The sequence below is a fragment of the Elusimicrobiaceae bacterium genome (assembly GCA_017528825.1).
In the GTDB taxonomy this organism is placed as follows: domain Bacteria; phylum Elusimicrobiota; class Elusimicrobia; order Elusimicrobiales; family Elusimicrobiaceae; genus Avelusimicrobium.
This window is the reverse complement of sequence record JAFXOI010000003.1, coordinates 12,838-36,729: the sequence shown is the minus strand read 5'-3', so window position 1 is coordinate 36,729 and position 23,892 is coordinate 12,838. Positions and strand designations below refer to the sequence as shown.

Genomic DNA, 23,892 nt, shown 5'->3' with positions numbered 1-23,892 from the left:
AGTCATTTATCCTTTTGTAAAGTTACAAACCAATTACATAAAATGGTTTCAAATTGGGCACGATCGGCAGACGGAATTCTCTCCGTCAATTCCCTTACCAGTTTATCATATTCCGGCCATACCTCATCAATCAAATTTTGTCCTTTTTGCGTAATACAAATAATATTTTCGCGGCGGCTTTTTGGATTGGTTTGGCGCGTAATCAAACCGACATTGACCGATTTTTCTACCAGTTTCGTGATGTTACTGGCCGAGGCAATGAGGCGTTTGGATAACTCCACTTGGCTAAGTCCCTTACCATTATTCTGATAAGCGGCAAGCATCAGTAAATTAAATTGCACAGCCGACAAACCATGAGGAAGCAAGTATTTTTCCACGCGCGTTTGCAACAGGTTATAAACCAGCGCTAACACATACGTAATATTCTCATAATCGCGCCCTTTTTCCGGATTGATACCGTAAGGACGTAAGTTCGTTTTATTTGTTTCCATATAAATAGTTTACTAATAAATTATTTATTTATCAAGCATTTTTTGATTTTAACTTTGAAAATAACATTTCTCGCCTGTTTGTCGCCTGTTTAAAAGCCATTTTCCTCGCTTTATCGTCGCTTTGGAAAGAAAAAAGGGCCATTTTTTGCCTGTTTACTGCCTGTTTGAAAAATCAGCATAGTGCTAGAGAAACTGGAAGCACCGTACTAATTTGAAACCTTGCCTTGTGCGAGTTTTTTGATTTTAAGCATAAATCCCCGTTGAGGCAAAAGCCCAACGGGGTTTTGGCACACCATTTCCCTTACAGAAGTAATGTTGATTTTTCTCTCTATTCCACTATAATATGAATATACCTATATTAATATAGGAGGTTTATCATATGAAAAAGGGTTTTACACTTATTGAATTGTTGGTAGTAGTTTTAATTATCGGTATTTTGTCGGCTATTGCCTTACCACAATACCAAATCTCTGTATTGACTGCTCGCTTTGTGCAGCTCAAAACAGTGGTGGAGTCAATGTATACTTCTGAGAAAATTTATCATATGACAAATGATGAATATACCGATGACTTCGAAAAATTGGATATAGGTATGCCGGCTTCAACCAGTACCTTCAAGTCTGAGCGTAAATATGACTGGGGGACCTGTTATCTTTCTCCCTCAAATAATGAGATTTACTGCAAAGACAAAGATGAAAAGGTCGCGTACCTAGTCAAATTAAGCACAGGAGTTAGACGTTGTTACGTCTATGGTACGGATTCCTTGTATCATCGTCTATGTGCTAAGGAAACGGGTACACCTGTAAATACGAGCTATTCATACTACACTTATCCTTAATGTTTAGTCTGTAGCTCCTTATGTTGGGTGCAGGATACCTGCCGTATTGAGTTTTAAGTTTTAACACATCCCCGTTAGGATTAACTCCCGACGGGGATTTTTATATAAAACCACTCCTGGGACTTCACCTATTAACCAAGAGATTTTAATCATAAAGCCGTACGAATAGGTATCTCTCACAGTTTTTGAATAAACCGGTCAAAAGCTTTTTTTCCTTCTGGGGTCCTTTTATAAACTCCGGCATACTCCAAAACTTTAGCAAACACATTTCCTACTTCTGCTCTCAAAATTTTAGTTACATTTCGTGCAGTGAATTGATGTTTTTCCAACAAATCGCTCGCCCATATCGCGTGCTTCTTTAAGGATTCATGCTTAGATAATCCTGTTAAATCACGCCGAATTAAATAAGGTTTCAAATCGTTTAGCTCTTGTGCAAGCCGGGCCGGCAACACCGCCAAGCCCATCACCTCAATTAAACCAATATTTTCTTTTTTAATATGATGTACTTCGGCATGCGGATGGAAAAGCCCCATGGGGAATTGCGGTGTGGTACGGTTATTGCGCAAAACCAAATCCAATTCAAAAACCCGACCGCGACGGCGGGCAATCGGCGTAATGGTATTATGCACGGTATTTCCGGTTTTGGCGATAATATCTGCGTTGAGATCGCTATATCCGCGCCATTTTTTCAGAATATAAGCACCGGCTTCTATCAAATCCTGTTTCTTGCCGCTGAGCCGAATAACGCTCATCGGCCATTTCACAATGCCGGCTTTCACAGCCGGGAATTGGGTTAATTGAAATGTTTTTTCCAGCGGAGCCTTTTCCATGGCAAATACATATCGCCCGCCTTGGAAATGGTCATGGGTCAAAATAGAACCGCCTACAATGGGCAAATCAGCATTCGAACCTATAAAATAATGAGGAAAAAGTGCCACAAAATTTAATAAACGCGCAAAACTTTTTTGGGTCAGTTTCATCGGTTCATGTTTGTCAGACAAACAGATACAATGCTCCCGGTAATATCCGTAAGGAGAATATTGTAAATACCACGGGTGACCGTCCTTCAGTAAATCTAATGGAATGAGCCGAATCGTTTGGCGGGCTGGATGATTTATCCGGCCGGCATAGCCCTCGTTTTCTTTACATAACAAACAAGCCGGATAAGCCGAAGATTTTGCATGCAAGGCCATCTCAATATCCTTAGGGTCTTTTTCCGGTTTAGACATATTAATCGTTATATCCAAATTTCCATACGCGGTACGAGATTTCCAAGCCAGATTCTTAGCAACGCGCGCCGTACGAATATAATCCAAAGCACACGCATCGTGATAAAATTTGTCAGTTGCTTTGCGTGGATCTGTCTTCAAAAGTTGAAAGAACTCCGCAATCGTTTCCGAAGGCCGTTTGGCAAATACGCCCATAATCTTTGTGTCAAATAAATCACGCATGGTTACCGTATCGGGAACAATCAATCCCTTTTGGGCTGCGAAATCACATAATTTAGAAAGAATTTCGCAAGGATATTGCGGCGTTTTCCCGGAAAAACCAGTGGGTTTATAGTCATCTATCTGTAAAATAGAGAGCAACTGGTTTACCGCCCAGACACGATCTTGCGGTACAATAAGTTGTTGGCGTAAAGCATACAAAACTAATTTATCTATCCATAAGTTAACGTTCATAGATTCCTCTACTATCTTTTCTGCATCTGCCTGGCAGGTCCCCCAACAGAAGCAATATAAAAATCGGCTTTTAATCCGGTTTGTTCCTCATACGCTTTTCCCACCTGATCGATTACGTTTTTGATGGCTTCATCTTTGACCAAAGCCACCGCACATCCGCCAAAACCTCCCCCTGTAATTCGCGCACCTAATACCGCCGGATTTTTCCAACATTCTTCGGTAATAATATCTAATTCCTTACAACTGGTTTCATAATCATCCCGCAAGGAAATATGAGACTGATTCATCAGTTTGCCAAAGGTAGCCAAATCCCCTGCTTTTAAAGCCCGGGCAGCTTGTAAGGTGCGTTGGTTTTCATAAACCGCATGTTTGGCACGCTTGCGTTCTACAGGGTTTTGGATTAATGCCTTGTGAGCTTCAAATTCTTCTATAGACAGTTCCCCCAAACTACCAATCGGCAGCTTGGTTTTTAATGCTTTTAGAGCATTTTCACTTTCCCGTCGGCGGTCATTGTAAGCGGAAGAAACTAAGGAATGTTTTTTATTACTATTAATAATTAAAATAGATACTCCTTGCAAATCAAGAGGTACATATTCATATTTCAAACTATTACAATCTAGCAAAATAGCATGATTTTCTTTTCCCATGCCACTGGCAAATTGATCCATAATTCCGCAATTCATCCCCACAAATTTATTTTCCGCTTCCTGAGAAATTTTGACTAACTCAATTTGAGGAATGTGCAGCTGGAAAGCATCGTTCATGGCCACCGCTGTCACTAATTCAATAGATGCCGAAGAGGATAAACCCGCTCCGTTCGGGATATCTCCCCAAAACAACAGCTCAAATCCATGGTCAATCCGATACCCATGTTCCTGCAACATTTTGATTACCCCTAAAGGATAATTAGCCCAATCTTTTTTCGAATCGTATGCAATGGCATTTACATCCGCTTCAATAATACCTTGTTGAGGAAAATTTACTGAGTGCAAACGTATTTTACGATCTTCTCGTTTACGAAATACACAATGGGTGCCAAAAGAAAGGGCGCACGGGAAGACATGCCCCCCATTATAATCGGTATGTTCGCCGATCAAATTAATCCGACCGGGGGCAAAAAAATATAATTTTTCTTTTTGAAAAACTTCATTAAATTTGTTGTGTAAAGCCAACTGGTCCATACTCTTCTCCTTACCGGTCAAGATAGTGTCATTTTCAGCGTCCACTTTTGTGTTGCTTTGGGAGCAAGCACGGCTACCCGACCCATTTTATGAGCTACATACAAGTCATCATAGATACCGGTACACGGCTCCAAGGCAATATTATAATCTCCGCGGTATCCTCCTTGCGTTTTCCATACCCCTAAATAGGGAATTTTGTCTGCCGGATAGCTATAAATCAATCGCTCATGCGTATCTGTATGTTCAATTCCGCACCACCCCGCCAAATTGCGGGCAGTAAAATAAAATTTCTCACAATTATGTGCACTGACCGGCTCTGTAGCCGCCAAATCAAGTGTTTGGCCGCAAACATCCGTTGTGATAGGATACGAATGAATGGTTCCCCATGGGCCCAAATGTTTTGTGGCATGCTCAACAGTTATAATTTGATTTAATTCCGGCGGAATTAAGAGACGAGTGGCTGGGGAACATTGCAACAGGCAATGTGGGGTCCAAATAAATTCAAATGCGGAGTCGGCCGTATTTTCGACACAATAGGAAAATAACACTTCATTTTTTTCAACAGTAACTTCCCTGGAGAAAATATACGCAAGCCTTTGGCTATGCACAAGTGCTTTGATTTTATTTTCCCGCTCCTCATAAATCACTTGCCAAGGAAGCGCCCATATCTCCCCGTGGTCCGGGATAGGGGTTCCCTGAAAAGGTCCGGACGGATAAGGGCACGCATCAATCGATGGGAAAACTTCGTCAAACCCGCTGGAATCATAAGCTGAGAAAGATGCCCCATAAGAAGGAATAATCAATTTTTCCAGCGCGGATTGAAACAAGAATTCCCGTCCTGTTTTTTTAGAAATTAAACTAGCTAACTTACAACCATATTGCGGTAAAAAAGTAAGTTGCAGATTTTCATTTTCTATTATATGGGCTTCTAAACCTTTATAAATTTTCTTCATAAGAACGCAATTTATACTGTCTAATATAACAAAAACATACCTTAATCAGCCATTACCTATTATCCCCTATTTTCATTATTATATTAACAACTCCAAAAGTCAAGTAGACCTGGCTTAATTTACAGTTGACGAATCATTTTTTTATATCTACAATGAGAGTAGCGAGCCTATATTGCCGGACCGATAAGTCCTCTGTCTAATATAGGCCTATTCGCTAGTAAGTCGATTGTATCAGAGAAAAAAATTATAAAACTAGGAGATAAAATGCTACTAACTATTACGTCATTTATAGGATTTACTTTGCTTGTGTTAGCAATTTCCTATTACTTGACACGCAAAAAAGATGCTTCTTCCTCTGAAGGCTATTTTTTAGCCGGTAGAGGACTGACCGGATGGGTAATTGCGGCCTCATTATTACTCACCAATTTATCTACAGAACAAATGGTGGGACTCAATGGTCAAGGATATATGTTTAATATGTCCGGCATGGGTTATGAGGTGGGAGCTTCGTTAGCCTTAATTATTGTGGCATTTTTCTTCCTGCCGCGGTATCTGAAAAAAGGGTACGCTACCATCCCGGATTTTATTGGGGAACGCTACGATAATGTCACGAAACAATTTGTAAACTTTTTATTCTTAGCAGGTTATGTATTAATTTTACTGCCTACGGTGCTTTATTCAGGGGCTATCGGTATGGGCGGTATCTTTGATATTATGGGTACTTTTCACTTATCTCCTATGATGGCTATTATTGTAGTAGTGGTAGCTATTGGTATTTTGGGATGTATGTACACCGTTTTTGGCGGACTGCGTATTATGGCCATTGCGGATACGTTAAACGGTATCGGTTTACTGATCGGTGGATTAATGGTGCCGTTATTTGCACTGGCCTACGTAGGAGACGGAAACATTATAAATGGTATTACGGAAGTAGTGCATGCCCATCCGGAAAAATTTAACGCCATTGGCAGTGCCACGGATCCGGTACCGTTTGCCACTATGTTTACCGGTATGTTTTTAGTGAACCTGTTCTATTGGGGTTGCAACCAAACTATTATTCAACGCGCTTTGGCGGCTAAAAACCTAAAAGAAGGGCAGAAAGGGTTATTATTTGCCGCTATTTTCAAACTTTTTGGCCCCTTATATTTAATCATACCGGGTATTGTAGCCTTTCATATTTTCCAAGACACTCCCCTTAAAGTAGGGGATATGGCCTACCCGATGTTAGTCAATAAAGTGCTTCCATTCTATTTAATCGGTTTCTTTGCGGCCGTATTGTTTGGAGCCATTTTGAGTTCATTTAACGCAGCTCTAAATTCTACCTCGACCTTATTTATGTTAAATGTATACAAACCACTGGTCAATCCGCAAGCAACCGATCATGAACTGGTTAGAAAAGGCAAATATGTAGGTATTTTGTTAGCCATTTTCTCCATGTGTGTTGCTCCGTTGATTGCCATGGCTCCTTCCGGGCTGTTTAACTATCTACAAATGGTAAATGGTTTTTACAATGTGCCCATTTTTACTTTGATTATTATGGGTATGCTCAACAAAACAGCTCCGGCATGGTCTGCCAAAGTAACCCTTTTCTTCTTCATGATTGGCTATGGATTAACCCAATTAGGGGTTATTAAAACCGGGCTGCATTTCTTACATATTTTAGCGATCTTATTTGCTGTGTCTGCTATCTTCATGTATATAACAGGGAAGTTATGGCCTTGCCAAAGCCGCTACGATGCCAATAAAGATCTAAATGTGGTGGATACTACCCCCTGGAACAAAATGGGTATTGTCAGCATAGCTATCGTGCTATGTGTGTTTGGGGTGTATGTCATCTTCTCCTCATTAGGATTGGCAGCCGGTTCATAAACCGTTTATTACTTACAAACACCTACCCAAATCTATTCATGATGTATCAGGAAACCCGCCCCGTGCGGGTTTCCTTTTCTAATTATTTTTTCGGCTTGCCCGGAAACGTTAAATCCTTATAATAATCCTATGGGCAATACGTTTGCCATTATTTAGGGGGTATGTATGGGACTAAAAGCAAGAGAACTGGTAGAAAAAGCCAAACTAAACGCAGATGAACTAATCCGCCTGCTCAATAAAGCATATTGCGATGAGTGGCTGAGCTATTATCAATACTGGATAGGAGCGCAACTAGCTGTAGGTATTCCGCGTCAGCATGTGCAAGCGGAACTGGAAGAGCATGCCAAAGATGAGTTGGACCACGCGCAGCGTTTGGCCGCGCGCATTATTGAACTGGGCGGCACGCCGGAAATTGATCCGACAAACTGGTTAGACCATAGCAACTGCGGCTATGCGGCGCCGACCGATCCGGGGGTAGAGGCTCTACTGGAGCAAAATGTGAGAGGAGAGCGTTGCGCCATATGCGTATATAAACAACTCTTAGACTATGTACGTGGGAAAGATATGATTACCGGTCATTTGGTACGGCATATTTTACAGGAAGAACTGGAACACGAACAAGATTTGGAAGACATCCAAAACGATATAGCCTATTTGTGTAAGTGCAATAAAAAATAAGTAACTAATGTACTGCTTTATGAAACCACCCCCGCAACTTTGCGGGGGTGATTTTTACGAATATGAAAAGAAAATTTGTTATACTAGTAAAATAGTAAAAATTTAATCTGTTTTTGGAACCGTTTAAGAGACGGAGTACCTGCCAAGGTTCTTAGCACGCCAAAGACAGCTCGTTATCAGGTATACCACACTGAAACTTATAATCTCAGTGTTGTGTACCGAATGTTTATCGCTTTGCGATAAACTACGGCTGTTATTTTTGGACACTGTGCTAAGAGTTCAAATTTAGGAGCCTTTTTTTGTTGTGTTTCAAAAACAGGAAAAGGAACAGGATATGAAACACAACCCTAAAGCATTTACATTGATTGAACTACTTGTCGTTGTCCTTATCATCGGCATACTGGCCGCCGTGGCGCTGCCGCAATACCAGACCGCACGGGATAAAGCACTCATCTCTACATATATACCGACACTAAAAAGTATTAAAGACGCACAAGAAGTATATTATATGGCAAATGGGAAATATGCCGAAGATTTAGGACAATTGGACATTGATATAACCAAAACTTGCCCAGATTTATATATCAACATGTTATTTGGTTGCAAAGAGGGTTATATCAATCTACAACGTTTGAGCGGAACGGTTACCGGTTTGTTGGAATTTGTTTTCTGCCCTGCTTTTCACGAAACAACAAGCATGTATAATTATACCACTTGCTCACAACAAAGGGATGCTCAAATTGGCTTTTATCTTGAACACTCCGAATACCCGGGAAAAATTGGCTGTAGCCATACTACTGAACGTGGCAGACGTGTCTGTCAAATGTTCCAATGAGAAAGGCGGAACAAAAATGCTCCGCCTGTTCTAATAGATTTTTTATTTTCCTTTGGCTTTTTTGAGGGCCGCTACCACTTTGGGCATCAACTGCCGGGCATCACCCACAAAGCCATATTTGCACACATTGAAAATAGGTGCGTTGGCATCTTTGTTTACGCCGATGATGACATCGCTATGTTCAATCCCCACGGTGTGTTGCACCGCGCCGGAAATTCCGCACGCCACGTACAACTTGGCAGACACCGTTACGCCGGATTGACCGATTTGTTTTTCCTTGGGTTGTAACCCCATATCAATAGCCGCGCGCGAAGCACCCACCGCGCCGCCCAACTCGGTAGCCAGTTCACCCAATACCGCAAAACCGGCCGCATCTTTCATACCGCGGCCGCCGGCAATCACTACTTCGGCCTCATCCAGTTTTTCGGTTTCAGTTACTTGGTCAAAATGTTTGCTGACAATGCGTACCTTTCCGGCCGCTACCGGCACGGCAATGGGCTCGCTAATCACTTGCGCCATGCTACCCGGGCGGGTAACCACTTTCTTAAATACATTCGGGCGCACAGTAGACATTTGCGGGCGATAGTCCGGACATTTGATGTCCGCCATAATGTTTCCGCCAAAAGCCGGACGGGTTTGAATTAATAAACCCTCTGCAATGGACAAGCCCGTACAATCGGCCGTAAGCCCCACAAAGAGTTCCGCCGCCACGCGCGGGGACAAATCCCGCCCGATATAAGTGGACGGATAAAGCACCACGCTGGGACTGTACTTTTTAATCAAAGTAATCAGCGCACTTGCATAAGCGGTGGTATTATAATCGTGATAAGCCGGACCGCTGACAGCATAAATCTTGTCCGCCCCGTAGGAGGATAATTCCGCGAAATACTTTTCTACTCCGTCACCAATCACTACAGCGGCTAATTCTTCGCCTAATTGGTCAGCCAGTTCGCGCCCTTTGGTTAAAAGTTCTAAACCAACGGAACGCACACTTTGGGTTTGACCGTTATCGGCAATTTCAATAAACGCCCACACTCCTTTGTAGGCTGATAAATCTTTTTTAACCGCACCGGCTGTCGGCAAAGATAAGGCTTTCACCGGACATACGCCTACGCACGCACCGCACATGGTACAGCTGGCACTCGGCACCGCTTTACGGTTGACCAAGGAGAGTGCACCAAACGGACAGGTGCTGACACATTTACCGCAACCAACACATTTCTCAGATACTTGAATCATTTGATAAAACTCTCCTTTTTCAAAATTTCAATGAATTTAGCGGCCATTTCCTCGGCAGAACCGCTAATCATTTCCCCTTTCTGACGCACCGCCGGCGGGAAAATGCGCGACACGCGGGTCGGAGATCCTTCCAACCCCAGTTTATGCACATCGGCTTGAATGTCGGCAGCGGTCCAAACAAAAATTTGTTTATCTTGGGCTTTGTGCGCGGCTAAGAAAGACGGATATTTCGCCACATAATCAACCGGCATAGTCATCGTAATCAGCACCGGTAAATCGGCCTCCATAATTTGGTGACCGCCCTCGATAAGTTTTTTCACAATGACCCGTTGTCCGTCGCTATCCACCCCGTCGCAGAACGTAATTTGCGGAATGTTTAAGTGATACGCCATTTCCGGACCAGTTTGCGCGGTATCCCCGTCAATAGCCATTTGTCCACATAAGATTAAATCATATTGGCCGATTTTTTTGACAGCCGTTGCCAAGGCATAAGCAGTAGCCCATGTATCCGATCCGGCAAAAGCGCGGTCAGACAGTAACACCCCTTCGTCAGCGCCTAATGCCAACGCCAAGCGTAGTACCGCCACGGCTTGATTGGGTCCCATAGACAGTACTGTCACTTTGGCCCCTGTTTTGGCCTTAATGGCCAAGGCCTTTTCCAGTGCATAGTGGTCGTACGGGTTTAAGATACTGGGCACACCGGCGCGGATTAAGGTGCCGGTTTTCGGATCTACTTTTACTTGTGCAGAATCAGGTACTTGTTTAATACAAACAATGATATTCATACAGTTTCCTTATGCCTTAAAAATTTCACGAAGTTTGGCTGATACCAAATCTTCATCATTAATCAGTCCGGTCATCTTTTCTTCAATGCCGACTAAGTTGACCGCTTGAGACAGTTCTTGCGCCGAAGCGGCCCCTACACCTAAAATCAACTTCATGCCGTCAGTAGCAATTTTGAAAGCACTCAAACGGGCATTGACGCGAGACATAATTTTGAGCGTGTTCAAATCAAAGCGGCTGCCTTCGGTCACTTTTCCTTCGGCACATTGTCTGGCAAATACGGCCGCCACTTCCGCCTCGCTGATTAAATCTCCCAGCATAAAAGTAATATACTGGTGACGGGTCAGTTTTTGCAAACGGCAATCTTCCAGCACGCGCGCCAAGGCTCTAAAACCAAGGGCCACGCTGTCTGCCCCCACGTCGGGGCACTGGGCGTGCAAGGCTTCAAATTCTTCAGCTTGTTTAATATAGTATTGGCCGCGGCTCTTCAAATGTTCCTGCCAGCGTCCGCGGAAAATGGTCATTTCCAATACTTCGCTGGTACCCTCATAAATGCAGGTGATTTTGACATCGCGTTTGATTTTCTCTACCGCAAATTCTTTCGTATAGCCAAAGCCGCCCATAGCCTGAATGGCATCTTCGGCCGCTTTGTTGCCCGATTCGGTGGCGTACAATTTTGCAATGGCCCCTTCGGTAGCCAGCCCGTGATTATTGACTTCCAACTGTTTAGCCGTCCAGTCAATATAGGCTCGCGCCGCTTCAAAGCGTACATAGTGCGGCGTAATGAGTTTTAACATAAAACCTTGCTTTTGGGCCAAAGGTCCGCCAGCTTGGATACGTTGTTGGGCATAGTGCAAGGCCGTTTCCACCGCCTCTTCGCCGCCGCCCAAACCAAAGGCCGCCACCATTAAACGCGTGTAGCCAAACACAGCCTGTGCTTGCAAAAAGCCTTTTCCTTCTTCTAAACCAATTAAATTCTCTGCCGGCACATATACTTCATCAAAGGCCAGCCCTGCGGTATTAGACAGGCGGATGCCGTGTTTATCTTCGTGGGCATCTTGGGTAAAGCCCGGAGTTCCTTTTTCTACGATAAACCAACTCGGGCCGCCCGGAGCTAAAGCCAGCACGGTATAAATATCGGCCACCCCGCCATTGGAAATCCACATTTTACTGCCGGTGATTTTATAACCGACAATTTTACCGTCCTTTTCCACCCGCTCGGCACGCGTGCGCAAGGAAACCAAGTCAGAGCCGGCATCGGCTTCTGTGGCTCCATAGGCCACCAATTTATTCTCGTGCGCAATTTTTTGGAACCATTTGGCTTTCTGTTCCGGCGTACCGCCCACATTGAGAGGGTCGCTGCCTAAAAACGTAGCGAACACACCGGTCGCAATTCCTAAATCAATGCGCGCCAACTGCTCACAAACGCGGTAAATTTCGGTTGTTTGGCCACTAAGACCGCCATATTCTTCCGGAATTAAGAGCAGATGTATGCCCAAAATATCGTGATCATACATCTCTTTTAAAATTTCTAAAGGCATTTCGTTTTTCGCGTCTTGCTGACGGATAAACTCATGAGAGATGCGGTTCTTGGCGTATTGTTTCAAACTGTCCAGCATCAAGTTCCGCGTGGTGAGGTCATTTTTTGCCATAGGATTTCTCCATTACAATATATAGATACATAATACCAATTTTAAGGGTATTGGGGCAAAAGGAGAAACAAGAAAATCAAAATTTGTTATACTGAGAAGTAGTACTTATCTTTTTTCAATCAAAGGAAATAGAATATGATACAGGAAGAAAGGAAGGAACGGGTTTACGCTGATTGAACTCTTAGTTGTAGTACTCATCATCGGTATATTGTCTGCTATTGCTTTACCTCAATATACTCTTGCCGTAGAAAAATCCCGCGTGGCTGAAGCCCTAACCAATGCCGCCAGTTTACAAAAAGCCATTGATGTGTGGCTGTTGGAAAATGGGTATCCGACATCTGATGCAAATTTTCTAGGAAATAATACGAATGCTTCCGGTCAATTAGTGGTAAATCTAGAAAGTGGTATGGATTGTAACGCAAATAGTGGGGAAGCCTGTGCCGGTAAAAATTTCTCTTATACAGCAGCTTGTTCTATCCTCACTTGTTACATACAGATTAACAGAATTTCTTCTACACCCTACTATATCGCTTGGGTTAAACAAAACGATACATGGAGTGGAGATGAATGCAATTATACCGACGAATCCCCTATCGGTGAAAAAATTTGCAAAATGCTAGAAGCGCAAGGAAACGGCTTTTTCGCGTGTAAAGATTGTTAAGTGATTTTAAGGTATTTTGCAAACCGCCTATTCTTACGGGCGGTTTTTTATGAACTCGTACGCACCAGCCGTTCTATATATGCTAAAATACCTATATGCTATTACCTCGTATTATAACTGCCGTAATCGGCGTCCCCCTCATTCTTGCCGCTATCCATTTTGGCGGTGTGGTGTACATGGCTTTTGTGGCCGGTGTCATCTTATTATGTTTGTATGAATACGGCCTTGTCTTGCGCGCGGGCAAAAAACCGGTGCATTTCATTTCCTTGATGCTCTTTGGGGCGTTGATGGGCGCGGTGGCTATTTTGGGAAGGTCCACTATTCCGTCTTTAGAACTGCCGGACAATTTATACCCTTTTACCATTAGCGTAGTATTATGCGGCACTTTACTCATTGAAGTAATTACCCCGCACCGCAGTTGGGACCGCGTAGCCAACACTTTTGTCGGCATTTTCCTCATTCCGTGGTCGCTAGCACATTTAATTAACATCCGCGACATTGCCCACAACGGCGAGTATTTAACCTTGCTGATGATTGTAACCGTATGGATTTGTGATACTGGGGCGTATTTTACCGGTCGTTTCTTGGGCCGTCATAAACTAAACAAAGAAGTCAGCCCTAAAAAAACATGGGAAGGCGCTATCGGCGGCACTTTACTGGCCGTAGGCGGGGCACTGCTTATGCAACATCTATTTCTGCCCGAAGTATTATCTATCAAACAAACGGTTTGGTTGGGCATTTTAATTGCCGTAGTGGGCCAAGTGTCTGACTTATCCGAATCGGTCATCAAACGTTCCACCGGAGTCAAAGACTCCTCTAATTTATTGCCCGGTCACGGCGGTTTTTTGGATCGTTTTGATTCTTATCTGCTACTGGCACCCATTTTCTATTACATTGTGCTGTACATGGGATTATGAAAAACATCATCGTACTCGGCTCTACCGGCTCTATCGGCACCTCGTCTTTAAGCGTCATTTCTATGCTGGGCAAGGATTACCGTGTCTTGGGTATGAGTGCCCATCGCAATGCCGATTTATTCTTAAAACAAGTGCATCAGTTCAAACCCCGTTTCGCGGCGGTACTGGATGAAACGGCCTATGAACAAATCAAAAACCAAATGCCGGCCGGCACCCAATTACTGCCGCCGGAAATGGAAAGTTTAATTTTCTTGGCTTCTTTACCCTCTGCCCATTTAATCATCAACGGTTTAGTAGGCTCGGTGGGATTTAAGCCTTTAATTGCCGCTATCAAAGCCGGAAAAACTATTGCGCTTGCCAATAAAGAACCTATGGTTATGGCCGGCCAAACTGTCATGCAAGAATGTCAGCGTTGGAAAGCCACCATTATTCCGGTGGATAGCGAACCTTCGGCCATTTTTCAATGCTTAGAAGGCATTGATGCCGATTCCTATCACAAAGAAAACAAATCCATTTCCAAAGTATTTTTAACTGCCTCCGGCGGACCGTTTGCCCGACGCAAACAATCTCTTTCTACCGTTACACCGGCAGAAGCATTAAATCATCCGCGCTGGAAAATGGGTAAAAAAATTACCATTGACTCGGCTACGCTGATGAACAAAGGATTTGAAGCCATTGAAATTATGAATTTGTTCAATTTGCCACCGGAAAAAGTGCAAATTGTTATTCATCCGCAATCCCTAATTCACTCAGCAGTAGAATATGTGGACGGGGCTATTTTAGCGGAAATGAGCGAGCCGGATATGCGCATTCCCATTCAATACGCCATCACTTATCCCAAGCGTATGCCCAGTCCGGTACGCCCGCTCAATTTATTTGAAGCACAAAAATTGGAATTTTTTGAGCCGGATTTTGACCGCTTCCCTTGTTTGGATTTGGCCTTGGCGGCGTACGCCCGCGGGGGCATTTTCCCTACGGTGCTCAGTGCTGCCGATGAAATAGCGGTAGAAGCATTTTTGAGCGGACAGATCAAATTTACAGATATTGCCAAACTCATTTACACGGTCTTAAAAGATACGTATAGTCAACCCGGCCGCATCACCCTCAACCAAGCCGCCGAGGCCGATGAATGGGCCAAGGAAAAAGCCCGTGTCTGTTTGGCAGAGAAAAAATATAAGAAAACGGTTTTATAAGGAGTAAATATGTTGCTTTCCGTACTTGGGGTATTAATAGCATTAAGCCCGATTGTAATTATTCACGAGTTTGGCCATTTCTTAGCTTGCCGTTTAACCGGCATCGGCGTAAAGGAGTTTTCTTTCGGTTTTGGCAAAATTTTATGGCATAAAAAATCTGCCAAAGGGACCGATTTCCAAATCCGCGCCATTCCGTTTGGCGGCTTTGTAGAGCCGGAAGGCAAAATGTTCTTAGACCAAGACGACCCTGCCCCCAAACCGCAGGAATTTGCCGCTAAGAAATGGTATGCCAAATTTTTCATGGTCGTTAACGGAGCCCTGTTTAATTATGTGTTGGCCGCCCTCATTTTTAGTGCCTTAATTTACTACCGCGGCATGCCCGAACAAGATCCCGCCAAATTGCCGGCACGCATTGGCCAAATTGCCGAAAAATATCCGGCTGAGGCCATCGGATTAGAAGTGGACGATTTGGTATTAGAGGTAAATGGAAAGCCGATAGCCAACTGGCTGGAATTAAATCAGGCGCTTAAAAATTTGCAAGGCGATCTGCAACTGGTCGTTGCCCGCGGAGAAGAAAGACTTCCCTTTACTGTAAAAGCAGACGAATTTTTACCCGAGCATCCGCACGTACTGGGCGTTATGGCTAAAAGTCAGCTCAACCCCGTAGGACCGTTTGCCTCTGTAGGCTTGGGGTTGTATCAATGTTGGTATTGGACCAAATTTTCTTTGCAATCACTCTGGGATAGTTTCACCCACAAAAAAGCTCCGGATTTGGCTGGCCCGATCGGCATTGTCAACATTATTCATAAATCGGTACATACCGGACTGGAAAATTTCATCTTTTTAATTGCTATGCTTTCGCTGGCGGTGGGTTTATTTAATTTATTTCCCATTCCTATATTGGACGGCGGCTATGCGCTGGTATTTTTGTTTGAAGGATTAACCGGCAAACTACCTTCTATGAAAATGCTGACCCGCGCCGCCAATGTAGGCTTTTATATTTTGATTGCCTTAGTGTTGTATGCTTCGTATTCGGATATTAAACGTATTTTTTTCAATAAACCGGCCGCACAAACGCAGTCTGTTTCACAAGAGGATAAATAATGTATAAAACCCGTGAAGTAAAAGTAGGTCCTTATACGCTCGGCACCAGCCACCCGGTGCGCGTGCAAAGTATGTGCAATACCGATACACGGGATGCTGCCGCTACTGCCGCGCAAATTATCGCGCTGGAAAATGCCGGCTGCGAAATTAACCGCGTAGCCGTGCCGGATATGCAGGCGGCGCAAACCTTGGGAGCGATCAAAAAACAAATTCACTCCCCCCTCGTGGCAGACATTCACTTTGATTATAAACTAGCCTTGGAAGCAATTAAACAAGGGGTAGACAAAGTACGCATCAATCCGGGCAATATCGGCGCGATTGAAAATACCAAAGAAGTAGTCCGCGCCTGTGCCGATAAAGGCATTGCCATTCGTATTGGGGTAAATGCCGGCTCAGTCAAATACCTCAAAAGCGTACAAGGCCGCATGGAACTTTCTGATGAAAAATGGGCCGAAGTAATGGTGAATGAGGCGTTGGAGCAGGCCAACATTTTAGAACAACTCAATTTCAAAAATGTAGTTGTATCCTTAAAATCCGACAATTTCCGCCGCACCGTTTTGGCAAATGAATTGTTTGCCAAGCAAAGTGATATTCCGCTGCATATCGGACTGACCGAAGCGGGTAGTTTTTTAAGCGGTACGGTCAAAAGTGCGGTGGCACTCGGAACACTTTTACAGAAGGGAATTGGTGCCACCATTCGCGTTTCTTTGACAGAAGACCCGCGTATGCAAGTGCGCACGGCGTATGAAATTTTGAAAGCGGTCGGTCTGCGTACGTACGGCCCGAATCTAATTTCTTGCCCGACTTGCGGCCGCACCCAAGTAGATGTAACCGGTACTGTACATGAACTGGAAAACCGGATATATAATGACAAAGAATTGCTCGCCAAATCAACCGGACTGAAAATTGCGGTAATGGGCTGCATTGTCAACGGCCCCGGCGAAGCGCGGGATGCCGACTTTGGTATTGCCGGCGGCAAGGGTGAGGGATTATATTTTGAACACGGGCAAACCATGTTCAAACTCCCGCAAGAAAAATGGATCGATTTTTTGATTGAAAAAATTAATACATGGAAGAAAAATTAATATGAAACGTTCTAATTATTACATACCCACTTTGAAAGAAGCCCCGAAAGATGCCGATAATCTTTCCGCTAAACTGATGATTCGCGCCGGACTTATCCGTAAGTTAGGAAGCGGACTATATGAATGGTTGCCGCTGGGCCTAAAGGTGCTCAAAAAAGTAGAAAATATCGTGCGCGAAGAAATGGACCGCGCCGGTGCGTGTGAAGTGTGGCTACCGGTCGTGCAACCGGCGGAGTTGTGGAACGAAACCGGCCGCTGGCAACATTTCGGTGATCAGTTGTTAAAACTGACCGATCGCAAAAAAGCCGAGTTTTGCGTGGCCCCCACCGCCGAAGAAGTGATTACCGATTTAGCCCGCAAAGATATTTCTTCTTATAAGCAATTACCGGTATGCTTGTATCAGTTCGGCACCAAATTCCGCGATGAAATCCGCCCGCGCTTTGGCGTGATGCGTGCGCGTGAATTTTATATGAAAGATGCTTATTCTTTCTGTGCCACCGAAGAGCAAGCGGCCGATTGGTATCAGCGCATGTATGAGGCTTATCAGCGCATTTTTACTCGCTGTGGTTTTAAGTTCAAAGCGGTAGAAGCCGACACCGGTGCTATTGGCGGAAATTTCTCGCACGAATTTATGGTACTGGCCGACAATGGCGAAGATGTCATTGCCGATTGTCCGGCCTGCGACTATGCCGCCAATACGGAAAAAGCCGCTATCAAAGCCCCGCAATTTACGATTAATGAGGCCGATTTCAAACCCATGGAAAAGCGCCCCACCCCTAAAGCATATACGGTAGAAGACGTAGCCAAATTATTGGGTGTGACGCCGGATAAACTGATTAAACTATTGGTTTTTACCGCCGACGGAGAACCGGTGGTGGCGCTGGTGCGCGGCGATCATGAACTCAATGAACCCAAACTTCGCGCGCTCTTAAAATGCACCGAACTGGCCAAAGCCAGCGAAGAAGTTTATACACAAGTCACCGGCTCGCCTGTTGGATTTGCCGGACCGCAAGGCTTAAAAGAGCGCAACCCGAAAGTGAAAATTTTGGCCGATAATTATGTCAAAGGCGTAGTCAACGGCGTGGCCGGCGGAAATGAAACCGATGTACACGTTATCAATGTAAATCCGTCGCGCGATATTGAAGTAGACGGCTATTACGATTTGAAAATTGCTTCCGAAGGGGACTGCTGTGCCAAATGCGGGGCCAAATTTAATTTTACCCGCGGCATTGAAGTAGGGCACGTGTTCAAACTGGGCACCAAATATTCTGCCGCTATGAATGCGACTTTTCTGACGGAAAAACAGACCAGCGAACCGTTTATTATGGGTTGCTACGGCATTGGCATCAGCCGCGTAGTGGCGGCCGCCATTGAGCAAAGCCACGACGATAACGGGATTATTTGGCCCGCTGGGGTTGCGCCGTTTGATGTGGCACTGGTGGCCATTGATTATGACAGCAATCCCGATGTCAAAAAAGCCGCAGATGAAATGTGTGCCAAATTGGAGGCGGCGGGACTTTCTGTACTGATGGACGAGCGCGATGAACGCCCGGGCGTGAAATTCAAAGATGCCGATTTAATCGGTCTACCGCACCGCGTGGTGATTAGCAGCCGCACGGTGGCTGACGGCCAATTTGAGTATAAAAAACGCACCGACAAAGATGCCGTGCGTAAAAACCTGTCCGATATGGACGCGTTTGTAGCTGAACTTAAGAAATAAAATCGGATGTAAAAAATCTACTACTAAAAACCCCCGCTTTCCGCGGGGGTTTTGTTTGCCCTAAAATTCACCTTCCTGATAAGTCCATCCTTGACTTTCTAACATGTGGCAGATTTTTATTCCCATTTCATCACCAGCACCATTCAAACACTCATGAACATTGTTTACTCCACCTACAAAAAATTGATAATAGTATGGACCTTGTCTAGTTACTTCAATACCAATGCCATTAGCTGTTATATATGCATAATAACTGAAATTATCAGTATTATAATCATAACCATCCCATTCCCCCCCAGATAATTCTACAGACAGAACATCTTTCAAATACACTATATTATTGTTCGTTGGTAATCCATTTTCCAGCACATACAATTTAGCTTGCTCTTCTAGCATGCGGATATTTTGCAGGGCTTCGGTAACGCGCGCTTTTTCCACTGCCATACGATATTGCGGCAAAGCAATAGCTGATAATATGCCGATAATTAAAACAACTACCAATAACTCTATAAGAGTGAACCCGCGCACGGTGGCCACACTTTGGGTCATCCTGAGGTGCTTTTGCTCAGGATCTCGTTGTTTTCTTAATAAGGTTGAGATGCTGAGCAACAACGCCTCAGCATGACATTTTAGATTTTTTACTTTCATATACAATCTCCTTTTTTATTTTTTCAAATTTGCACAAAAAAAGCGGCGACTTTGTTAAAAGCAGTTTGAGGTGACCTTTAACAAATAATCGCCGCCTCCCCAATTCTCAATAAAGAAATGGGTAAGACAAAGCGATTATTTGTTGACCTCAAACTTGCGCCGAAAGAAAAATATTTCTTCCTTTGCTCGGCGTAGGCGATCCTACGCTTCAACAAATAATCTTCAAATTGTACATCTTTACGTCTTTATTTTATTATAGCACAATACTCTCATATAACAAGAGATAATCTACGCTGAATTTTCTATAATATACCTATGGAAAAAGATCAAGGCGTAATCGTCGCCAAATCGGCCGGGTTCTGCCCGGGAGTAAAGGGCGCTATTGATAAAGTGCTGGAGCTGGAAGCCTCCGGCAAAAAACCTATTTATACTTTAGGGCCGCTTATTCACAATAAACAAGTGACCGATATGCTCGCGGCCAAGCAAATCACTTCCGTAGATACTCCGGCGCAAGCTACCGATAAATCCGGCGTACTGGTCATTCGTGCGCACGGTATCACGCCAGCTTTCCGTGCTGAGGTGATGCGTAGCGGCATGGAAGTGGTAGATGCTACCTGCCCGCTGGTTAAACACGCACATGATGTAATTTCCAAATATGCAGACCAAGGCTACTCCACCGTTATTGTAGGCGACAGCGGACACGCAGAAGTATTGGGACTACTGGGTAGCACGCAGGGAAAGGGTGTCGTCGTTTCCGGGCCGGAAGAAGCCAAAAAACTTCCTCATTTTGACAAAGTCAACGTCGTTTCACAAACGACGCAAAAAGAAAGCGTGTTTTTAGAAACCGCGGAAATTATTAAAGCAAAAGCGGATGTATGCCAAATTTCAAATACTATTTGCCACCCTACTAAACTGCGCCAAAGTGAAACAGTAGAACTGGCCAAAAATGCAGATTTGGTAATCGTGGTAGGTGGCAAACATAGCGCCAATACCACGCGCCTGGCACTGTTGTGTCAGGAACTAGCACCGCAAGTGCTACATATTGAAACCGAAACAGATTTGACCGAACAACAAGTATTAGCACCAAAACATATTTTAATTACGGCAGGAGCTTCCACCCCTAATTGGGTAATTAATCAGGTGACTGCTTGGGTGCGCAGCGTGCGCCAAAATCATTTCACACAACAGGGAGAATAAAATGGATACGACCATCTATATGCCTTTGCCGGAAAGCAAAGAAAAAACAAACATTAAAAAAATCGGTATTTTGACTGCCGGCGGAGACTGCCCCGGCCTCAACGCAGTTGTGCGGGCCGTGAGCAAAAACGCACTGCGCCACGGCATTGAAGTCATTGGTTTTAAAAATGGTTTTGATGGACTGGTACGCAATGAATTTATCCAAATTACTCCCGAAACCGTATCCGGTATTATTAATCGCGGCGGCACGATTTTGGGCTCTAGCAATATCGCGAACCCGTTCAAATATACGTTGCCCCCCTTCGGCTCACCGGAACACCCGCGCGATTTATCCTCTGTAGCCATGCACAATTTCAAAGCTAATCAATTAGACGCGCTGATTGCCACCGGCGGCGACGGTACCTTGCACATGGCCCATCAATTTTGTGAAATGGGCATGCCGATTGTCGGTGTACCCAAGACCATTGATAATGACTTATGCGCCACGGACCAAACCTTCGGGTTTGATTCGGCTCTTTCCATTGTAACCGAAGCTATTGACCGCATCCACACCACCGCTCAGAGCCACCACCGCGTGATGATTATTGAGACGATGGGCCGCTACGCAGGATGGATTGCCTTGCGCTCTGCCATTGCCGGCGGGGGCGATATTGTACTCATTCCGGAAATTCCGTATAGTGATGATGTAATCGTAGAACAGATTTTAGCCCGCAAAGCCAAAGGCCGCACGTTTAGTATTGTCGTCGCGGCGGAAGGCGCTAAAAATGAAGCCGGCGAACAAGCCGTCAGCCGCACCGTGGCCGGTAGCACCGATGCCATCCGCTTGGGCGGCATTGCTTATAAACTAAGCGATATGATTGAAAAACGTACCGGCATTGAGTCGCGCGCGTGCGTGCTCGGGCATACCCAACGCGGCGGCACACCGACCGCGTTTGACCGCTGGCTTTCTACGCTCTATGGCACGAAGGCATTGGATATGGTACTGGAAGGCAAATTTGGTTATATGGCGGCCTTGCGCGGCTTTGCCATGACCGAGGTCAAAATTGCCGATGCCATCTCCAAATTAAAAATGGTAGACCCCAACGGAGCAGAAGTAAAAGCCGCCTTAGAAGCGGGCATGAGCTTTGGTTCACGCAAAGTGGGATAGGAGTAAATATGAGTGAAAATTTAGATATTTTATACGGCATTCACGCCGTCATGGAAGCGTTGAAAAGTAAAAAACGCAACGTAGTGCAATTGTATGTTTCCGATAATAAAGCCGGGCACCGCGCGGTGGAAGAAATTATCCGCATGGCCAAGCGCACCAATGTAAAAATTGACCGCATGGACGTAAAGATGATGGACAAACTGACCAAAGGGGCTAATCACCAAGGAGTCATTGCCAAAGCGCAACCCGTGCGTTTGATGAAATTGTCCAACGCTATTTATGAATCCGAAGGCAAAAAAGATGATTTGTGGCTGGCCGTAGATGAAATGACCGACCCGCAAAATTTAGGCGCCATTATCCGCAGTGCGGCGTGTTTGGGTTTTTCTACGATTATTTTGCCGCAACGGCGCACCGTCGGTTTGACGTCTACTGTTTATAAAGTGGCCTGCGGCGCGGTGGAAAATGTAAACATTGTAGAAGTGGCCAATTTGTCTAATGCCTTGCTAGACCTGAAGGAAGAAGGATTTTGGATTTACGGGGCAGATATGGATGGGCAGTCCATCGCCAAAACCGATTATGCCTCTCCGGCAGTACTGGTAATTGGAGCGGAAGGTACCGGCATCCGTGAGAAAACGGCCGAGCATTGCGACCAAATTATTTCCATTCCGCAAAAACAACTGGGCGATGTGGACAGTTTGAATGCCGCCGTTGCCGCCGGCATCATCATGTACGATATGATGAACAAGGTGCAAGGAAAGAAATAAGAGTTACTTATCAATAAAACACCCCCGCTCATTTGAGCGGGGGTTCTATTTAGCTTTTACATTTTGGTGCACTACCGCAATAATCTCCTTCACAACAGGCAGTTCCTTCATAAGTTGTGAATCTATCACAAGTACCTAATGAAGTAGCAATGCACTTGCTGCCACTTTTAAAAGTAACGGCTTCACAACAGTTCCAACAGTTTGACTCGCAAACTCCTCCTGCGTTAATAGTAGAATGCTTGCATCCTCCGTTACAAAGGCCGCCTTCATTGATAGTAGAATATTCACAAGAGCCAGAACATACACCTCCTTTATTGACAGTCGCATAAAAACAAGCGCGATCATTCCAAGAACCCTTACACTCTCCTCCTGCATTAATCGTGGCATATTGGCACCCTCCATCAGGTCCTGTTCCGCTGACTTGACATACTCCTCCCTCATTAATTACCGCATTCTTGCAACCACCTGCCTTGTTAGCACTACAAACTCCATCTTCTTCAATAGTTACATTTTTGGTATTAGTATATCCGCACACTCCATTTGCATATGGCATACCGTTTGCCTCACAACGGTCTTGTCTCGTTTTATAACATTTTGTTTGTTTCTTAGACCAACTGCGGCTCACATTATCACAGGTGGCTTTATCAATGTCTTGGTCTAATAAATATGCGATATATCCGTCAGAGGTTGTTTTTAAGTCTTGGCCCATGAGTAATTTTCCGCAAAGTCTTTCCGCCCGTTCATCTCCACTCTTTGCCTCACAATGTAACTGTCCTCCCATCATCGGGTTTTCATCTAAGTAACTGGCTAAGCGTACATTGGCTAACCTGGGATTCGTCACTCGAATCACATTAGCCTCGCCCCCATTATTAATCGTTTGTAATTGGAACTGTAAATCGGCATTATTCATGGTAACACCTAAATGTTGCATATCCGCACTATATAGTCCGTTGCTCATTTTAATGGCTTCTTCGGCATCTTTAATGGCCTTGGCTCCGGGGAGCATAGTGCTCCAATGACTTTTATCTACCACGCCCTGATACATAGGCAGTGCTACGGCAGTTAATACGCCTATAATCAGTACTACTACTAACAACTCAATAAGCGTAAACGCTTGTTTGTTTTTTTGCATACTATTCTCCTTTGCGTAAATCTGTTGTGGAAAATGAATGCAAAAAACGGCTGTTAGCATCAGGTTACCTAGCCGCAACCTAATAACTAACAGCCGTAGTTTACCTATCCGCAACAAGTGCGA

General features: G+C 44.6%; 20 protein-coding genes and 3 pseudogenes. 14 read left to right on the top strand and 9 right to left on the bottom strand.

Annotation, left to right across the window (positions count from 1 at the left end):
* Window positions 1-2: 2 nt before the first annotated feature.
* Window positions 3-491 (bottom strand): winged helix-turn-helix transcriptional regulator, encoded by a 489-nt coding sequence (locus tag IKN49_01235; GenBank protein ID MBR3631681.1) that lies wholly within the window; start codon window positions 489-491, stop codon window positions 3-5.
* 379 nt (window positions 492-870) lie between these two features.
* Between IKN49_01235 and IKN49_01230 the strand changes: the two are divergent.
* Window positions 871-957: pseudogene (locus IKN49_01230) on the top strand (prepilin-type N-terminal cleavage/methylation domain-containing protein).
* Window positions 958-1,505: 548 nt separating this feature from the next.
* On the opposite strand, the gene IKN49_01225 reads toward IKN49_01230, so the two are convergent.
* From IKN49_01225 to IKN49_01215, 3 genes are read right to left on the bottom strand one after another with little or no spacing between them, the layout of a single operon-like run.
* The gene (locus tag IKN49_01225) at window positions 1,506-3,011 is read right to left on the bottom strand and encodes a UDP-glucose--hexose-1-phosphate uridylyltransferase (protein MBR3631680.1); all 1,506 of its coding nucleotides are present in this window, start codon (window positions 3,009-3,011) and stop codon (window positions 1,506-1,508) included.
* A gap of 11 nt (window positions 3,012-3,022) precedes the next feature.
* Window positions 3,023-4,192 (bottom strand): galactokinase, encoded by a 1,170-nt coding sequence (locus IKN49_01220; protein MBR3631679.1) that lies wholly within the window; start codon window positions 4,190-4,192, stop codon window positions 3,023-3,025.
* Between the two features lie 17 nt (window positions 4,193-4,209).
* On the bottom strand, window positions 4,210-5,145 hold the full coding sequence (locus IKN49_01215; protein ID MBR3631678.1) for a DUF5107 domain-containing protein: 936 nt from the start codon (window positions 5,143-5,145) through the stop codon (window positions 4,210-4,212).
* Between the two features lie 264 nt (window positions 5,146-5,409).
* Here IKN49_01215 and IKN49_01210 point away from each other — a divergent pair, with 264 nt between their 5' ends.
* The 3 genes from IKN49_01210 to IKN49_01200 all read left to right on the top strand — a co-directional run bounded on the left by IKN49_01210 (window position 5,410) and on the right by IKN49_01200 (window position 8,527).
* Window positions 5,410-7,014: a solute:sodium symporter family transporter gene (locus IKN49_01210; GenBank protein ID MBR3631677.1), complete on the top strand. Its 1,605-nt coding sequence runs from the start codon at window positions 5,410-5,412 to the stop codon at window positions 7,012-7,014.
* Between the two features lie 165 nt (window positions 7,015-7,179).
* Window positions 7,180-7,692 carry a ferritin gene (locus IKN49_01205; protein ID MBR3631676.1) on the top strand — a complete coding sequence of 171 codons (513 nt, stop codon included), beginning with the start codon at window positions 7,180-7,182 and terminating at the stop codon, window positions 7,690-7,692.
* 334 nt (window positions 7,693-8,026) lie between these two features.
* Window positions 8,027-8,527: a prepilin-type N-terminal cleavage/methylation domain-containing protein gene (locus IKN49_01200; GenBank protein ID MBR3631675.1), complete on the top strand. Its 501-nt coding sequence runs from the start codon at window positions 8,027-8,029 to the stop codon at window positions 8,525-8,527.
* A gap of 42 nt (window positions 8,528-8,569) precedes the next feature.
* Here the strand turns inward: IKN49_01200 and IKN49_01195 are convergent, their stop codons facing one another.
* Genes IKN49_01195 through IKN49_01185 form a run of 3 tightly spaced genes read right to left on the bottom strand, consistent with a single transcriptional unit; the run spans window position 8,570 to window position 12,201 of the window.
* Window positions 8,570-9,766, bottom strand: coding sequence for an electron transfer flavoprotein subunit alpha (locus IKN49_01195; protein MBR3631674.1), 1,197 nt, complete (start codon window positions 9,764-9,766; stop codon window positions 8,570-8,572).
* Window positions 9,763-10,551: an electron transfer flavoprotein subunit beta/FixA family protein gene (locus IKN49_01190; GenBank protein ID MBR3631673.1), complete on the bottom strand. Its 789-nt coding sequence runs from the start codon at window positions 10,549-10,551 to the stop codon at window positions 9,763-9,765. The genes IKN49_01195 and IKN49_01190 overlap by 4 nt, the downstream gene beginning before the upstream one ends.
* A gap of 9 nt (window positions 10,552-10,560) precedes the next feature.
* Window positions 10,561-12,201, bottom strand: coding sequence for an acyl-CoA dehydrogenase family protein (locus tag IKN49_01185; protein MBR3631672.1), 1,641 nt, complete (start codon window positions 12,199-12,201; stop codon window positions 10,561-10,563).
* 169 nt (window positions 12,202-12,370) lie between these two features.
* On the opposite strand from IKN49_01185, the pseudogene IKN49_01180 reads away from it, so the two are divergent.
* From IKN49_01180 to IKN49_01150, 7 genes and pseudogenes are all read left to right on the top strand, one after another.
* Window positions 12,371-12,436 (top strand): annotated as a pseudogene (locus tag IKN49_01180) (prepilin-type N-terminal cleavage/methylation domain-containing protein).
* Between the two features lie 24 nt (window positions 12,437-12,460).
* A complete protein-coding gene (locus tag IKN49_01175; protein ID MBR3631671.1) occupies window positions 12,461-12,862 on the top strand; it encodes a hypothetical protein in 402 nt (133 codons plus the stop codon).
* A gap of 95 nt (window positions 12,863-12,957) precedes the next feature.
* Window positions 12,958-13,779 carry a phosphatidate cytidylyltransferase gene (locus IKN49_01170; protein ID MBR3631670.1) on the top strand — a complete coding sequence of 274 codons (822 nt, stop codon included), beginning with the start codon at window positions 12,958-12,960 and terminating at the stop codon, window positions 13,777-13,779.
* Window positions 13,776-14,972 carry a 1-deoxy-D-xylulose-5-phosphate reductoisomerase gene (locus IKN49_01165; GenBank protein ID MBR3631669.1) on the top strand — a complete coding sequence of 399 codons (1,197 nt, stop codon included), beginning with the start codon at window positions 13,776-13,778 and terminating at the stop codon, window positions 14,970-14,972. Before IKN49_01170 ends, IKN49_01165 begins: the two co-directional genes overlap by 4 nt.
* A 9-nt stretch (window positions 14,973-14,981) precedes the next feature.
* The gene (locus IKN49_01160; GenBank protein MBR3631668.1) at window positions 14,982-16,076 is read left to right on the top strand and encodes a site-2 protease family protein; all 1,095 of its coding nucleotides are present in this window, start codon (window positions 14,982-14,984) and stop codon (window positions 16,074-16,076) included.
* Entirely contained in the window at window positions 16,076-17,161 is a 1,086-nt protein-coding gene (ispG, locus tag IKN49_01155; protein ID MBR3631667.1) for a flavodoxin-dependent (E)-4-hydroxy-3-methylbut-2-enyl-diphosphate synthase, read from the top strand. The genes IKN49_01160 and ispG overlap by 1 nt, the downstream gene beginning before the upstream one ends.
* Before the next feature lies 1 nt (window position 17,162).
* Window positions 17,163-18,881, top strand: coding sequence for a proline--tRNA ligase (locus tag IKN49_01150; GenBank protein MBR3631666.1), 1,719 nt, complete (start codon window positions 17,163-17,165; stop codon window positions 18,879-18,881).
* Window positions 18,882-19,295: 414 nt separating this feature from the next.
* Here IKN49_01150 and IKN49_01145 read toward each other — a convergent pair.
* Window positions 19,296-19,430 (bottom strand): annotated as a pseudogene (locus IKN49_01145) (prepilin-type N-terminal cleavage/methylation domain-containing protein).
* Between the two features lie 414 nt (window positions 19,431-19,844).
* Between IKN49_01145 and ispH the strand changes: the two are divergent.
* From ispH to rlmB, 3 genes are read left to right on the top strand one after another with little or no spacing between them, the layout of a single operon-like run.
* A complete protein-coding gene (gene ispH, locus IKN49_01140; GenBank protein ID MBR3631665.1) occupies window positions 19,845-20,726 on the top strand; it encodes a 4-hydroxy-3-methylbut-2-enyl diphosphate reductase in 882 nt (293 codons plus the stop codon).
* A gap of 19 nt (window positions 20,727-20,745) precedes the next feature.
* Window positions 20,746-21,873: a 6-phosphofructokinase gene (locus IKN49_01135; protein MBR3631664.1), complete on the top strand. Its 1,128-nt coding sequence runs from the start codon at window positions 20,746-20,748 to the stop codon at window positions 21,871-21,873.
* An 8-nt stretch (window positions 21,874-21,881) separates the two neighbouring features.
* Window positions 21,882-22,637, top strand: a complete 756-nt coding sequence (gene rlmB / locus IKN49_01130) for a 23S rRNA (guanosine(2251)-2'-O)-methyltransferase RlmB (GenBank protein ID MBR3631663.1) — start codon at window positions 21,882-21,884, stop codon at window positions 22,635-22,637.
* A 49-nt stretch (window positions 22,638-22,686) separates the two neighbouring features.
* Here the strand turns inward: rlmB and IKN49_01125 are convergent, their stop codons facing one another.
* Entirely contained in the window at window positions 22,687-23,769 is a 1,083-nt protein-coding gene (locus IKN49_01125) for a pilin (protein ID MBR3631662.1), read from the bottom strand.
* Window positions 23,770-23,892: the final 123 nt, after the last annotated feature.